This window comes from Clostridium cellulovorans 743B, assembly GCF_000145275.1.
In the GTDB taxonomy this organism is placed as follows: Bacteria; Bacillota; Clostridia; order Clostridiales; family Clostridiaceae; genus Clostridium_K; species Clostridium_K cellulovorans.
In genome coordinates this window covers 3,532,702-3,547,859 of sequence record NC_014393.1, presented here as the reverse complement: position 1 = coordinate 3,547,859, position 15,158 = coordinate 3,532,702, and the positions used below count along the sequence as shown (strand labels likewise).

Annotated in this window: 10 protein-coding genes and 1 other annotated feature; of the genes, 6 read left to right on the top strand and 4 right to left on the bottom strand. The window is 30.7% G+C overall.

The genetic code is table 11. The annotated features are described in order from the left end of the window. Positions 1 to 222 precede the first annotated feature (222 nt). Positions 223 to 1,980, top strand: a complete 1,758-nt coding sequence (locus CLOCEL_RS14420; RefSeq protein ID WP_010075665.1) for a helicase-related protein — start codon at positions 223 to 225, stop codon at positions 1,978 to 1,980. A gap of 155 nt (positions 1,981 to 2,135) precedes the next feature. On the opposite strand, the gene CLOCEL_RS14415 is transcribed toward CLOCEL_RS14420, so the two are convergent. From CLOCEL_RS14415 to thrC, 3 genes are read right to left on the bottom strand one after another with little or no spacing between them, the layout of a single operon-like run. Next, a complete protein-coding gene (locus tag CLOCEL_RS14415) occupies positions 2,136 to 3,422 on the bottom strand; it encodes a homoserine dehydrogenase (RefSeq protein WP_010075664.1) in 1,287 nt (428 codons plus the stop codon). 21 nt (positions 3,423 to 3,443) lie between these two features. Next, positions 3,444 to 4,331, bottom strand: coding sequence for a homoserine kinase (gene thrB, locus CLOCEL_RS14410; RefSeq protein ID WP_010075663.1), 888 nt, complete (start codon positions 4,329 to 4,331; stop codon positions 3,444 to 3,446). Positions 4,332 to 4,341: 10 nt separating this feature from the next. After that, positions 4,342 to 5,823 carry a threonine synthase gene (thrC, locus tag CLOCEL_RS14405; RefSeq protein WP_010075662.1) on the bottom strand — a complete coding sequence of 494 codons (1,482 nt, stop codon included), beginning with the start codon at positions 5,821 to 5,823 and terminating at the stop codon, positions 4,342 to 4,344. A 69-nt stretch (positions 5,824 to 5,892) separates the two neighbouring features. Continuing rightward, positions 5,893 to 6,104 (bottom strand) — a binding site (T-box leader). Positions 6,105 to 6,368: 264 nt separating this feature from the next. On the opposite strand from thrC, the gene CLOCEL_RS14400 reads away from it, so the two are divergent. Next, the gene (locus CLOCEL_RS14400) at positions 6,369 to 8,123 is read left to right on the top strand and encodes a bifunctional diguanylate cyclase/phosphodiesterase (RefSeq protein WP_013291808.1); all 1,755 of its coding nucleotides are present in this window, start codon (positions 6,369 to 6,371) and stop codon (positions 8,121 to 8,123) included. Positions 8,124 to 8,186: 63 nt separating this feature from the next. Here the strand turns inward: CLOCEL_RS14400 and CLOCEL_RS14395 are convergent, their stop codons facing one another. Further along, a complete protein-coding gene (locus CLOCEL_RS14395) occupies positions 8,187 to 9,845 on the bottom strand; it encodes a SulP family inorganic anion transporter (protein ID WP_010075660.1) in 1,659 nt (552 codons plus the stop codon). A gap of 330 nt (positions 9,846 to 10,175) precedes the next feature. On the opposite strand from CLOCEL_RS14395, the gene CLOCEL_RS14390 reads away from it, so the two are divergent. From CLOCEL_RS14390 to CLOCEL_RS14375, 4 genes are all read left to right on the top strand, one after another. Continuing rightward, positions 10,176 to 10,751 carry a DUF3867 domain-containing protein gene (locus tag CLOCEL_RS14390; RefSeq protein ID WP_013291807.1) on the top strand — a complete coding sequence of 192 codons (576 nt, stop codon included), beginning with the start codon at positions 10,176 to 10,178 and terminating at the stop codon, positions 10,749 to 10,751. Positions 10,752 to 10,986: 235 nt separating this feature from the next. Continuing rightward, positions 10,987 to 12,066 carry an ABC transporter ATP-binding protein gene (locus CLOCEL_RS14385; RefSeq protein ID WP_010075657.1) on the top strand — a complete coding sequence of 360 codons (1,080 nt, stop codon included), beginning with the start codon at positions 10,987 to 10,989 and terminating at the stop codon, positions 12,064 to 12,066. A gap of 11 nt (positions 12,067 to 12,077) precedes the next feature. Beyond that, positions 12,078 to 12,941: an ABC transporter permease gene (locus tag CLOCEL_RS14380; protein WP_010075656.1), complete on the top strand. Its 864-nt coding sequence runs from the start codon at positions 12,078 to 12,080 to the stop codon at positions 12,939 to 12,941. Between the two features lie 3 nt (positions 12,942 to 12,944). Then, positions 12,945 to 14,789, top strand: coding sequence for an extracellular solute-binding protein (locus tag CLOCEL_RS14375; RefSeq protein ID WP_013291806.1), 1,845 nt, complete (start codon positions 12,945 to 12,947; stop codon positions 14,787 to 14,789). Positions 14,790 to 15,158 lie beyond the last annotated feature (369 nt).

Below are 15,158 nucleotides of genomic sequence, written 5' to 3'. Positions count from 1 at the left end.
TTCAGATTTAGGATGTTCTAAATAGGAAAAGATAATTCATTAAAAAAGCTTTGAGATGAATATTATTTTTAAAATATTCGTAGGCTTTTTATATAGTTTCATATATATGGGATATTAAAATATGGTAAAATTGCATAAGATAAAGATATGCTACAGATGTTAAATGTAAAATGAAAAATGTTGAAGTTATTTATGGAATATAAATGATCATGGAGAAAATGTATGAAGAAAGCAGCGGTTGAAAGAAACTTTAGAAAATTGAAAAATCAGTTAAGTCAAATAGAGACAATTGTAAAGCATAGTAAGCCCCACGGTTTGTGGGAACACGAAGCAGCAGTAAGAAGAAAGTTGAAAGAACTAAGAGAATATGAGAATGCAGCTATAAGGGACTATAGTAAAGTATATAATCAATACTTAGAAATATTTGATGACATATCGTTAAGGCTATTACAGGATTATAATTTTAGAAATAAAACACAATTTAATTTTAATGAGGTAATAAGAGGAAATTACAATAGTTATGTAAAGTCTGGAATCATTAGTGTTCTTACTGCTTATCATATACCAGAATTAATAAAGAAAGAATTCCAAGAAGTGTTTCCAAGTAACCCTAAAAATGAATATAAGGAAGCTAGAAGAATAAAAAGAAAGTTTTATTTACATCTGGGTGATACGAATACAGGAAAAACTTATAATGCAATGAATAAATTGAAGGCAGCTAGTTCGGGAGTCTATCTTTCACCTTTGAGGATTCTAGCGTTAGAAAACTATGAAAAGCTAAATAAAGAAGGAGTATTATGCAATCTAGAGACAGGTGAAGAGGAAGTTATTATTGAAGGGGCTAAGCATACAGCTTGCACTATAGAAAAGTTAGATATAAAGAATGAATACGATGTGGCCATAATAGATGAAATTCAAATGATTAATGATGATCAAAGAGGTGCAGCTTGGACAAAAGCGTTGTTAGGTTTAAAAGCTATAGAAATACACATATGTGGTGCATTGAATTCAAAGGAGATCTTAAAGGAAATTTTAGAAGATTGCGATGAAGTATTTGAAATCATAGAATATAAGCGGAATTTACCATTAGTAGTGGAAGAGAAGAGTTTTAATTACAATGATGTTCAAGTTGGCGATGCTTTGGTAGTTTTTTCAAAGAAAAAGGTGTTGAAGTTGGCTGCATACTATAAAGAACTTGATAAGAAGGTAAGTGTGATATATGGTGACTTGCCACCAGAGGTGAGGAGAAAACAATATGATCAATTTATAAGCAATGAGGCTGAAATTCTTATTACAACTGATGCTATAGGTATGGGAGTTAATCTTCCAATAAGACGGATAATTTTTATGGATGTTAGAAAGTTTGATGGAAATCAATTAAGGTATTTAACTACTCAGGAAGTGAAGCAAATAGCCGGGAGAGCTGGGCGTCTTGGTATATATGATATTGGCTATGTAGCTTCGTATAAAGAGAATCAAAACTATTTGAGTGAATATCTTTCTGTAAGGGATGATGAGATAGAAAGTGCTGTTTTAGGCCCTAGTGAGGAAATACTAAAGATACAATGTCTTCCTTTAGCCGAAAAGTTGGCTATTTGGGCAGAGAAAGAGGAAGAGTTACCGTTTTACAGGAAGATGGACGTTAGCGAATATTTAATTGTTTTAGATGCTGTTAAGGGATATAAACTTAGTGAAAGAGATCAGTGGCAGCTATTGAAAATTCCTTTTGATGTGTCTAATGTAGAGATTATGCAAACTTTTATAAGTTATATAGATGAGTTGTTTGTTTTAAAGAATAAAATACTAACAAAGCCAAGTTTGAAATTCTTAGAATTAACTGAACTAGAAACATTCTATCAAAAGATAAGCTTATATTATTCATTTTCTAAGGTTTTTAAGATTGAGATGGATTTAGAATGGATAGTAAGTCAAAGAGCAGTAGTAAGTGAAGAGATTAATAAGCTTTTAGTTAAACTATAAAAGAAGGAACATACTTTATCATTATCACGTAAAGTATGTTCCTTAAATTTTTAAATCAATCATTTATAATATAAGTCCTATTTGGAAATTCTACACTAAATTTATATATAGTACTTAAAATAAAGGTAGTTTCTCATGTTTGGAACATATATATATTAAAATTCTTCTATTCTTATTATACTAGCAATTTGATTAACATGATCAAGAGATTCGATAACCTTCATAGAATTGCTAACATTTCCTTCCTTAGCAGAGTGAGTAATAAATACTAAAGAAACAGAATCTTTATCTATTACTTCTTGATTAACAGAAAGTATGCTTACATCATATTGACCAAATACTGCTGCTATTTCACCTAAAACTCCAGCAATATCAGCAACTTGAAGTCTTATATAATATCTTGAAGTAGCTTCATTGAAATCCTTAACTTTTTTTAGTGGTAAGTTACTTTTAATCTCTCCAATTGAGCGTAAGTCAGCTTTGTTTCTTATGATAGAAATTATATCACCAACTACAGCACTACCTGTTGGAAGGTCTCCAGCGCCTCTACCAGAAAGCAATAGGTCTCCAACAGCATTTCCTTTTATGAATATTGCATTAAAAGAGTCGTTTATATTAGCTATAGGATGATTCTTAGATATCATTGTTGGATGAACTCTAAGTTCAAGTTCATTATCGATTTCCTTTCCAATAGCTAATAGCTTTATAACATAGCCAAATTTCTTAGCATAATCGATATCTATAGAATCTATTTTGCAGATACCTTCTCTATAAATTGAAGAAGAGTCGACCTTTGTGCTGAAAGCTAATGAAGCCATTATAGCTAGTTTATATACAGAGTCATATGCTTCAACATCAGAAGTTGGATCTGCTTCTGCATAACCTTTAGCTTGAGCCTCTTTTAGAGCTTCTTCGAATCCCATAGATTCTTGAGACATCTTAGTTAAAATATAGTTTGTTGTTCCGTTAATAATTCCTACTATGCTTTCGATTTTATTTGCTGTAAGACTTTCGTTAATTTCACGGATAACAGGGATACCACCACCAACACTAGCTTCGTAGTAAAATTGAACACCTTCAGCATCAGCAGTTGATATGAGCTCATCTCCGACAGTTGCAAGAAGTAACTTATTTGCAGTTACAACATGTTTTTTTGCTTTTAATGAGCTTAGGATATACTCCTTTGAAGGTTCAGAGCCGCCCATTAATTCAACAACGATTTTAATGTCTTTATCGCTTAAAATATCATTTATATCAGTGGTTACTATAGAATCAGGTACTTCAACAGCCCTAGGTTTATTTTTATCTCTAACAAGAATTTTTCCTACTTCTACTTCATAACCACAGTTAATCATTATTTCTCTTTTATTTGTGTTCAGAATTTTCCATACTCCTTGGCCAACATTACCAAAACCAAGTAGTGCAATTTTAACTTTTTCCATAAAAATCACCCCTTTATAATACTAAACAATACTAATCGTAGAGCCACTATAATCAACATTAAGCTCTTTAACTTCCCAACTATTTTCAAGGGTATTTAAGTATGATGTAATATTTTTATTAAAATTTACATCATCTTCTTTTAAAAGTACCATGATTGTAGGACCTGCACCACTTAAAAATATTCCAAGTGGATTAAGGGACTTTCCTTTTGTGATTATATTTTCATAGTCTGCAATAAGATTTCCTCTATATGGTTCATGAAGTTTATCTTCGCAGGCTACTTTAACTAGGTCGAAATTTCCGTTAGCTAAGGCAGTGACTAAAAGGGCAACTCTTCCAACATTGAAGACTCCATCAGCATGAGGAATAGTAGTTGGTAGTGCAGCTCTTGCTTTTTTAGTTGCTAAGTGAAAGTTTGGTATAAGAGCACATAATTTAACGCCTTTTGATAAATTGATTTTATCACAAAAAACTTGATTATTAGTTTTTACAGCAGTTGTCATACCACCAAAGAGTGCAGGAGCAATATTATCTGGATGACCATCAAGCTCTGTTGCTATCTCTAATATTTGTTGTTTGCTTAAAACCTGTCCAGCTAATTCGTTCGCACCAATTACTCCACCAAGTATACATGCAGCACTGCTACCAAGACCCCTTGATACTGGAATGTTGTTACTTATTCCTATTCTTAATCCTCTAGGTTTGTAGCCGATGACATCAAAAGTTTTCATCATAGAGGTATATACAAGATTATTTTTATTCATAAAAGCTTCTTCAAAGCCTACGAATTCTAAAGAATTATCGATTTCTTCAACAGTAAATTCATTATATAGGTCAAGGGCTATTCCTAAAGTATCAAAGCCAGGACCCATATTAGCACTAGTAGCTGGAACTTTAATTTTTATCATATCAAATCACCTACAGTTTTAAAAATTTTTCTATAATAGATTTCATCTCAGTCTTCGTACATGAATTATTATGTTTAATTTCCATGTTTAATAACTTTGAAACTCTATCTGGAATTTCAATACCACAGGTTTCTGATAGTTTATTAACTGCTTCGAAGTCTGTTATATTGGCAACATCGATTCCTAAAGCTGAAGCAACGTTAGTGCTAAACTTGAATGGGCTAGCAGTTGAAGCAATTAAAGTTTGTGTTGTATCATTTGTTTCTGCTACATACTTTTTATATACGTGCATTGCAACAGCAGTATGAGTATCAATTACATATTTTTCTTTATTGTATATATCTAAGATTGATGCATTAACTTCAGCTTCTGTTGCAAATCCTCCATAGAAGTCGGTAAGAGCTTCCTTCATAGCAGGAGTGATTTCATATTTGCCAGTAGAATTTAAATCTGACATCATTTTAGCAACTAAAGCTTCATCTTCACCGCTGATTGTATATAATAATCTTTCAAGATTACTTGAAAGTAAGATATCCATTGATGGAGAAGTTGTAATTTTAAGGTCTCTATTTTTATCGTAAATTCCTGTAGTAAAGAAATCATATAAAACGTTGTTATCATTTGATGCACAAATGAATTTATTGATAGGTAATCCCATAATTTTTGCATAATATGCTGCTAGGATATTACCAAAATTACCAGTTGGTACAACTACATTGATTTTTTCACCATCAGCTATTTTGTTATTCTTAAGAAGGTTTAAATAGCCATAGAAGTAGTACACGATTTGGGGAACTAGTCTTCCGATGTTGATTGAATTTGCTGAAGATAATAGGAAGTTTTCACTTTCTAATTTTTCTGCAAATGCTTTATCGTTGAAAATAGTTTTTACACCACTTTGTGCATCATCAAAATTACCTTCAATAGCAACAACAAAAGTGTTATCTCCTTCTTGAGTTATCATTTGAAGTTTTTGGATTTCACTTACTCCATCCTTAGGGAAGAATACAACTATCTTGATGGATTCTTTATTAGCAAAACCTTCTAATGCGGCTTTACCAGTATCACCAGAAGTTGCAGTCAATATTACAATTTCTTTTTTTACTTCTTGTTTCTTTAAAGATAAGTTCATAAGCTCAGGAAGTATTGAAAGAGCCATGTCTTTAAAAGCAAGAGTTGGTCCATGAAAAAGTTCTAAGAAGTGCGCACCATCTTTATATGTGATAGGCACGATTGTTGGGGTATCAAATTTTTCATCATAAGCATTATATATAGAATTTTTTAAATCTTCTTGATTAAGATCAGTAAAAAATCTCTTCATTATATCAAATGCTAGATCCTTATATTCCAAGTCTTTTAATGATGCAACTGGAATATCTAATTTTGGAATTTCAACAGGAACATATAAGCCCCCATCCTGAGAAATACCTTTAATAATTGCTTCGCTTGAAGAAATAGGTTGAGTTTTAGTTCGAGTGCTTTTGTACTCCATACTAAATAGGCCCCCTTAATTTAAATTTTAATGTTAATTAATATAAAAATATAAAAACTCCCATCCCTAGAAAGGGACGAGAGTATATTTTCCCGCAGTTCCACCCAAATTGATAAAAATCCACTTAAGGCTGTAACGTAGCTAGCGATAATTCTTACTGTTAGTTCAGAATTATACTCATAGGTGGTTTTCAACCTTTCATATTAAGAAAATCTTACAGCCCAAGGATCTTCCTCTCTTATAACTGGGTAAGGTCTACTTTTCCCATTCAACGATTTAATGATAATTATATTTGTAATATTTTATAACAATAATATTATTATGTCAATAGTTCGACATAAATTGAATCCATTAAAAATATTGAGATTTTAAGATAATATTGGTAAAATGAATATGATATAACACGGATAAGTGTTATAGTTATATTATATCACTTTATCGGCAAAATAATAATAAATATATGAAAAAAATAATAAGATAATAGCAAAAATATATAAAAAAATAATAAAATAATATCAAAATAAAATGCTTTGGCAGGTGGAATGATGAAAAAGGTAGACTCCATTGACAAAATATGCAAGAAAGAAAAAGGATATGACCAAGAAAATGACAAATTTGTGGATGAAATTAATGAAAAAATAGTATGTTTAATAATAAATAATATAAAAATAGGAATAGCAGTTTTAGATGAAAGTGACAATGTAAAATTAGTTAATGATATTTATTGCGAAATGTATGAGAAAGATATTGATGAATTAATCGGAAAAACTTTCGAACATGGAAAAAAAATATTAAATGATGATTACTTCTATGCAGGACGCTTAGGAATAGCAGAGACAGGAAATGTAAAGGTCGAAAAAATAGTTAAATCAGATGGTAGAATTTTCAATGCTATTGTCAATGAAGTAATTATTGACAGTAAAGAAAAAGGACAACATAAAGTTGTTTTGGTTACAGACTTATCTCAGATTAAAAGATTTGTATCAAAAATGAGAAGTTCTGTAGATGAAGTGGCTATAAGTAAATATAGTAATGTTACTGGGCTTCCCAATAGACAGTATATAGAAAATAGAATAGAAATTTTATCATATGATAATTTTTCAGAAGATGAAACTTTTGCGCTGGTTATAGTGGACATAAGAAGATTTAAAAAGGTTAATGATATATATGGTGCTAGATTTGGTGATGAATTATTAAAGCAAGTTGCCAATAGAATACAAGATTACATAGATGAAAGTGCTATTATTGCGCATTTAGGAGAAGATCATTTTGGAGTGTTACTTGAGAATATTAAAAAGCGCCAAGAAGTGGAAATGATTGTAGATAGGATAAATGATGCACTTACAAAAAACTTTAGTATTGCAGGTGAAGAATTAACTATAAATTGTAGTATGGGAATCAGCATATTTGAAGAGGTAATGGGAAACAAGAAGGATTTGCTAACAAATGCGGAAAAAGCACTAATTGAAGCCAAAGATAAAGGACTTGAAAAGGTTATTTATACTAAAGAGCTGAGTGCGAAGGTTAATAGAAGAACTATACTTGAAAATGATCTGATGACAGCCATAGAAAAAGGTCAATTTTTTTTAGTTTACCAGCCACAAGTATCCCTTAATACTGGGAAAATGGTAGGTGTTGAAGCTTTGATTAGGTGGAGCCATCCTAAGCTTGGATTAATATCTCCTTTTGAATTTATACCGATAGTTGAGGAAAGTGGTTTAATTGATTCAATAGGGGAGTGGGTTATTCGGACAAGTTGCATTCAAGCTAAAGAATGGAGAGATAAGAAACTGCCTTTTTTTAAAGTAGCAGTAAATATAAGTTCGATACAACTAAAAAAGATGAATATATGTAAGATAATAAAAGATATTTTAAAGGAATTATCTTTAGATCCCAATGTTCTTGAGGTTGAACTGACGGAGAGTGCTATGATGGAGGATATAGAGTTAGCTATTGAGAATTTTAGAGAATTAAATAATATGGGAATTAAAATAGCTATAGATGACTTTGGTACAGGATATTCTTCTCTTAATTATCTAAGAAAGTTTTCTATAGATAAACTTAAAATAGATCGTTCCTTTGTCACAGAGTTAGGTGATGATTTCGAAAGTACTATAATTACAAAGACAATTATCGATATGGCAAAAAATCTTAGCTTTAAAGTTATTGCAGAAGGTGTTGAAACAAAAGAACATTTGAAGTATTTGATGGAAAATGGTTGTGATGAGGTTCAAGGCTATTATTTTAGTAAGCCGATTACTGCTGAAGAGGTAGAAGAATTTGTTTATAAGTTGAATTAAATAAGAGATAAAAAGAAAACTAGCGTATACTAGTTTTCTTTTTATTTATAAAATGTGTCTTTTTTAAGAAACTTTTCTGTTTTTTAGATAATTACATGAAGCTGCTATTGCAGTTGTTTTATCTTTAAAAATATATTTTTCACCTATGGTTTTTATAAAGCCCATATTATTAAGAACTTTATAAGGTTGAGGTTTAACATTAGCAAGTAATAATTTAATATTATTTTTATTACAACGCTCATAAAGTTTTTCAATGGCTTCCATAGCAGTAGCATCTAATACATTTGCATACTTCATATCAAGTATTAGAATTTCAGCATCAGGGTTTACTTCACTCATAACATCCATGAAACTATGGACAATTCCAAAGAATAAAGGTCCATTAATTTGATAAACGAGTACTTTACTATCTATTGAATCTAGTTCTTTAGAGATTTCATCATCAAAGAAGTTTCTGCTCTTACCGATATCTGTAATGTTTGTAGTGTCTGCAGTTCTTTTCATAAATAAGAACATTGCAAGGATCATTCCTATTTCAATAGCAACAACTAAATCAAAGACTACTGTTAGAGTAAATGTAAGTATTAGAACAATAACATCACTTTTAGGCGCTTTTAGTAATGTCTTAAATGTTCTCCATTCCCCCATATTATAAGAAACTACTATCAAGATTGCTGCAAGAGTGGTCATAGGTATTAATTTTGCTAGTGGCATACAAACCAGCATGATCAGTAATAATGTTGCAGCATGTACAATTCCAGAGATTGGAGTCCTTCCACCATTTTTAACGTTGGCTGCAGTTCTGGCAATGGCGCCAGTTGCAGGGATACCGCCAAATATTCCAGAAGCAATATTTGCGACACCTTGGGCTACAAGCTCTACATTTGAATCATGCTTACCACCTATCATTCCATCAGCGACAACAGCTGAAAGGAGAGATTCGATGGCAGCTAATATAGCTATTGTAAAGGCTGGCTTAATTAGTTGTTGGATTGTAGAAAAATTTATACTTGGTAGTGTTGGTGTTGGTAATGCGGATGAAATGTTGGTGAATCTAGTACCTATTGTTTCCACTGGAAGTTTGAAGATCCATACTACTAGTGTTGCAACTATAAGGGCTACTAAGGAACCAGGTATAGTTCTATTAATTTTAGGCCAAAGAACAATTATAAGTACTGAACAAGCGCCTATTAAAAAAGTAGTTAATTGAAATGTGTGAAGATTAGCGAAATAACTTTCCCATTTCCCTATAAATTCAGCTGGAACAGATGCTATGTTGAGTCCTAAAAAATCTTTTACTTGAGTAGATAAAAGAGTAACAGCAATTCCGCTGGTAAAACCTACAGTTATTGTGTGTGGTACATACTTTATAACTGTACCTAATTTTAAGACTCCCATTATGATTAGAAGAATACCTGCCATTATTGTAGCGATAATCAATCCACTTATTCCAAAGTTTTGGACTATACCATAAACAATAACTACAAAGGCACCAGTAGGACCACCAATTTGTACTCTACTTCCGCCAAGTAAAGAGATAAAAAAGCCAGCTATGATTGCAGTGATAAGCCCTTTTTCTGGAGATACTCCAGAAGATATACCTAATGCTATAGATAGTGGTAAGGCTATAACTGCAACTATGATACCTGCAATAATATCTTTTGCTACCTGTTCTTTAGAAATTTCTTTTCTTTTGAATAAACGTATAAGTTTAGGTGACATTTTTATTAATAACCTCCTTGTTTTTTTTATCCGCCATAATCATTTTAGTCCTATAGTCGGTGACAGTCAAATATAAAAATAGACATTATAATACGAAATATTACATGAGAATAAATTTCTAGAATAGTCATTGTATATTATTCCTTAATTGAAACAACTATACAGGGAATATAAGTAGCAAAAGCCAATATGTGTTATGGAGGGTTGTAGGAAGTATTTTTTTTGTAAAATTCAGATTTTTATATTGAAAGATTTTTTTAAAAATATTTGGTATAATACTAAGTATAAACGTAAGCGATATTTTATATAGTTTAGGAAGGAACGGTAAGTATGGACGACAGAATAATAGACTTTAATGAGCTGAAGAACAGAGCTAAAGATAAAGATGTAGATAAATTTGAATCGTATATATATGATTTATATTATTCAATGGCTGAAGGAACCTTGACAATGGGGGAATTCACAAAAAATATTTTTAAATATATGGAAGAAAATAATATATCACAAGAGAAGTTTTATGATATTCAGAAAAAAATCATGGAGAGATATGGTTTTGATCCAAATAATTTAGAAGCTCAAATGAAAAATATGGGTATAGATTTAGGTAGCGTTAATGGTAATGTAGGTGCGGATAGTTATGAAACTTTAAGAAAGAATATTAGCTTTCAAGAAAAATATAAGAATAGGCTAAAGGTTAAGAATGTTTCAGAATACTATATAAATAATAACATAAATACCATTAACATAATACTTGATGGAGAAAATGTGATAATCACCAGTGTGAAGAAAATCGATTTAATTAACGACAATGAATTAAATGAATTTCTCACTTCTTATAAAAAGGTATTAGATGGTAAGTCTATAAAGATTACTATGTGTGAGGCATCACATAATTATGAATATTAAAAATAAAATTATAATATATTTATAAGAAAAATAATAAAAATTTAATAAAAAAACTGTGGAATATATTACGAGAAATATATTGTTATTTACTATGAATTATGATATATTCATTTCAGTTATAATGGTAACAGAAAAAGTGACAATTATAATCCTATTTAATAACCTTCTTTTTTGGTTGATTTGAACCATTAGGGGGTTTTTGTTTTATTATGCAGAAAAAAGGAGTTGTTAAGGTGTGACAGAGAAGTTTTTTGTTCAACTGTTAAATATCACTAAAAGTTTTGATGATGAGGAAACAGTTATTAAGGATTTGCATCTTGAGATTAAAAAAGGTGAATTTTTAACTTTACTTGGTCCTAGTGGTTGTGGAAAAACTACTACATTAAGAATGATTGCTGGTTTTGAAACTCCAAATAGTGGAGAAGTTATAATAGATGGTGAAAATGTAACTGCTAAAGCACCTAATGAAAGAAGTGTTAATACAGTTTTTCAAAACTATGCATTATTTCCTCACATGAATATCTTCGATAATATTGCCTTTGGACTTAAGATGAAAAAGGTAAATAAAGAAGAAATTAAAATAAAAGTTTCTGAAATGCTTAAAATGGTTCAATTAGAGGGCTATGAAAATAGAATGCCGTCACAATTAAGTGGGGGACAGATGCAACGTGTTGCAATTGCCAGGGCAATAATAAATAGTCCAAAGGTTTTGCTTTTAGATGAGCCTCTAGGTGCTCTTGATTTAAAACTTAGAAAACAAATGCAACTTGAACTTAAGCATTTGCAAAAAAAACTTGGAATAACTTTTATTTTTGTAACTCATGACCAAGAAGAGGCACTGACTATGTCAGACAGAATAGTGGTTATGAACAAAGGTGTTATAGAACAAGTAGGAACACCAGAAGAACTTTATGAAACACCAGCGACGAAATTTGTAGCTGACTTTTTAGGAGAGACAAATCTTCTAGAAGGAGAGGTAATAGAAGTTAAAGAAGAATATGGAACTGTTAAGAGTAATGAAGATATATTTATAATTCCAAAAGGTTCTTACAACATAGGAGACAAGCTATCAGTGTCAATTAGACCAGAAAGAATTAAATTAAAGACAGAAACTTCTTCTGATGAAATTTCACTTAAAGGAACATTAAAAGAAAGAATTTACATAGGTTCTAATATAAAAACTGTTATGGTTTTAAACAGTGGTAGAGAGATAATTGTCAATGAACCTATAGATAATAAATTTGATTTTAATAATAAAAATGAACAGGTATATTTAACCTGGAATAAGAATAACTCTATTGTGATTAAGGCATAGGGGGGATTGGGATGGCTAAAAAGAAAAAAAATATTCTTGGTCCTCTAGCTACTTTAGCACCTGTGGTTTCATGGATGTTAGCATTTTTTATAGTACCATTAATTTTAGTAGTTGTGTACAGTTTTTCTACCAGAGGAGAAGTTGGTGATATAGTATATGATTTTACTTTTTTTAATTATGGAAGATTATTTGATTCCTTATACTTAACGATATTTATAAAATCTATAGGAGTATCTTTGTTTACTACTATATTTTGTTTAGGGTTTGGTTATCCTTTTGCATTTATCGTGGCAAAAAGTAATAAAAAGTTAAAACCTATACTACTTTTACTTGTAATGCTTCCATTTTGGACAAATTCCTTGGTAAGAACTTATGCGATGATAATACTTCTAAGAACTGAAGGAATAATAAATACAGTACTAATGAACTTAAATATCATAAGCGAGCCACTTCATATGATGAGTAATAATTTTGCTGTTATGGTTGGAATGGTATATATGATGTTCCCATTTATGGTGTTGCCACTTTATTCTTCCATTGAGAAACTTGATATGAGACTTCTTGAAGCCGCATCAGACCTTGGGGCATCTCCAATAAATAAATTTATGAAGATTACACTTCCTCTTACAAAAGGTGGAATAGTTTCAGGCTGTTTACTGGTGTTTGTACCTACCCTTGGACTATTCTTTATAACAGATTTACTTGGAGGTAGTAAGGTTGTTTTAATGAGTAATCTCATTAAGAATCAATTCTTAACAGCTAGAGACTGGCCTTTTGGTTCTGCTATATCAGTAATTTTAATTATAGTTATGGTGATTTTGATCGCTATAACAAATAAGATGGGTGGAAGTACTGAACGTAAGGAGGTTTTGTAGATTATGAAGAAGAAAAGTTCTATTTTAAAATCTCTTTACACCTTTTTAGTGTTTATGTTTTTATATGTACCAATATTAGTGCTTATAGGATTTTCCTTTAATGAATCAAAGTTAAATGTAACGTGGACAGGTTTTACCTTTAAGTGGTACACTAGTTTGATTAATAACGTAGGGATTTTAGAAGCTTTTAAAAATTCATTTATTATAGCAATAATAAGTACTATCATATCTGTAATTATTGGAACCCTTGCAGCGATAGGATTATATAGATATAAATTTAAGGGAAAAAATATCCTTGATAGTATATTAAATATCCCGCTTGTGATACCAGAGATTGTAATGGGTATTTCATTATTAGCCTTCTTTGCTTTTGTTGATCTTCCAAGGGGGAAAATAACTTTAATAATAGCGCATGTAACTTTTAGTATAGCTTATGTTATTTCTACGGTGAAAACTAGGTTAGATGGTTTTGATAATTCTGTGGAAGAAGCTGCTATGGATTTAGGAGCTACACCACTTGTCACTTTCTTTAAAGTTACATTGCCTATAATAATGCCAGGTGTAATTGCTGGTGGACTTTTAGCTTTTACATTATCGTTAGATGATGTAATCATTAGCTTCTTTGCCGCAGGACCTGGTAGTGTTACTCTTCCATTAAAAGTATTTTCAATGGTTAAATTTGGTGTAACACCAGAAATAAATGCTTTATCAACGATAATCATGCTAGTTACTGTTGTTATTTTGACTCTGTCTATGGTTTTAAAGAATATAAACTTAAATATGAAAAAGGTCGGAGCTGTATTAACTGCTATAGCAGTGACGATAACAGGAACGTGGTATGGGATTTTTAAAGTAGCAAAGTTCACAGAAGGTTCTGAAACTGAGCAACAAGTGTTGAATGTATTTAACTGGTCAGAATATTTACCTCAATCAGTTATAGAAGAATTTGAGAATACGTATAATATAAAGGTGAATTATAGTACTTTTTCGTCCAATGAAGAAATGCTTGCTAAGTTGATGGCTGGAGGTAATGAATATGATCTAGCTGTAGCAAGTGATTTTATGGTTGAAATACTTAAAAAACAAAATCTAATTGAAGAAATTGATAAATCTAATATAGAAAACATCGATAATTTATCAAAGCAATTTATGCATTTACCTTTTGATCCTGATAATAAATACAGTCTTCCATATATGTGGCTTGCTGGTATAATAGCTTATGATAGTTCCAAAGTTCCAGAAGGTACTATAACTAGTTATGCTGACTTATGGAAACCAGAACTAGAGAATTCTTTATGTGTTTTAGATGATGAAAGAGCAATTATTGGAATAACTCTTAAAAAACTAGGTTATTCATTAAATGATACTAGTGAAGAAGCTTTAGCTAAGGCAAAAGAAGAACTTACTAGTCTTCAAAAGAACATAAAATCTTATGATAGTGATAGCCCAAAAACAAGCCTTATAAATGGTGAAGTTAAAGCTATTTTTGCTTGGGGAGCTGAGGGAAGCCTTGCAAGAAGAGAAAATTCAAATGTAAAATATGTGGTTCCAGAGGAAGGATTATTCTTGCAACAAGATAATTTTGTAATTCCAACTGGAGCTAAGAACAAAAAAGCTGCAGAATTATTTATTAATTTCATATTAAGACCTGAAATTAGTGCAGAAATATCTAAGGAGTTTCCATATGGAAATCCTAATGAAGCTGCATGGGATCAAATTGATTCAGAAATACTTTCTGATAAAGCAGTATATCCAGATGCGAAAGATGTTAAAAATGGTGAATATCTAAGAGATATTGGAAGTAAAATTTCTGAGTTTGATAAGATTTGGTCAGAAGTAAAACAATGATGCTAAAGAGGGTATCTAAGAATAGTTCTAAAGAATTATTTTTTAGGTACCCTTTTTTGTTTTAGTTCTATGATAAAGTTAGACAGTAGTTTTTTACTCCTTTAGTTTTTGCCGTTTATATGAAGTTAATAAAACTATTAGGTAAGTGAAAATTGATTTTAGATAGATAAAATGAAATATTAGAATAGTTAGTTGTAAAATATATACAATGAAACAAAGATAGGTTATATATTAATTTGATTATGAAAAGATTGTTTATGAATAAAATTATTTGATATAACGCTTCAAAATTGATAAATTGAAATAAAAACACTAAAATCATTGATAAATTGCAAAAAAACTAGTTGACATTGATGTGGCATCTGGTTA

Coding starts and splice junctions, on each gene's coding strand:
- CLOCEL_RS14420 (WP_010075665.1), top strand. CDS start 223: ATGAAGAAAGCAGCGGTTGAAAGAAACTTTAGAAAATTGAAAAATCAG.
- CLOCEL_RS14415 (WP_010075664.1), bottom strand. CDS start 3,422: ATGGAAAAAGTTAAAATTGCACTACTTGGTTTTGGTAATGTTGGCCAA.
- thrB (WP_010075663.1), bottom strand. CDS start 4,331: ATGATAAAAATTAAAGTTCCAGCTACTAGTGCTAATATGGGTCCTGGC.
- thrC (WP_010075662.1), bottom strand. CDS start 5,823: ATGGAGTACAAAAGCACTCGAACTAAAACTCAACCTATTTCTTCAAGC.
- CLOCEL_RS14400 (WP_013291808.1), top strand. CDS start 6,369: ATGAAAAAGGTAGACTCCATTGACAAAATATGCAAGAAAGAAAAAGGA.
- CLOCEL_RS14395 (WP_010075660.1), bottom strand. CDS start 9,845: ATGTCACCTAAACTTATACGTTTATTCAAAAGAAAAGAAATTTCTAAA.
- CLOCEL_RS14390 (WP_013291807.1), top strand. CDS start 10,176: ATGGACGACAGAATAATAGACTTTAATGAGCTGAAGAACAGAGCTAAA.
- CLOCEL_RS14380 (WP_010075656.1), top strand. CDS start 12,078: ATGGCTAAAAAGAAAAAAAATATTCTTGGTCCTCTAGCTACTTTAGCA.
- CLOCEL_RS14375 (WP_013291806.1), top strand. CDS start 12,945: ATGAAGAAGAAAAGTTCTATTTTAAAATCTCTTTACACCTTTTTAGTG.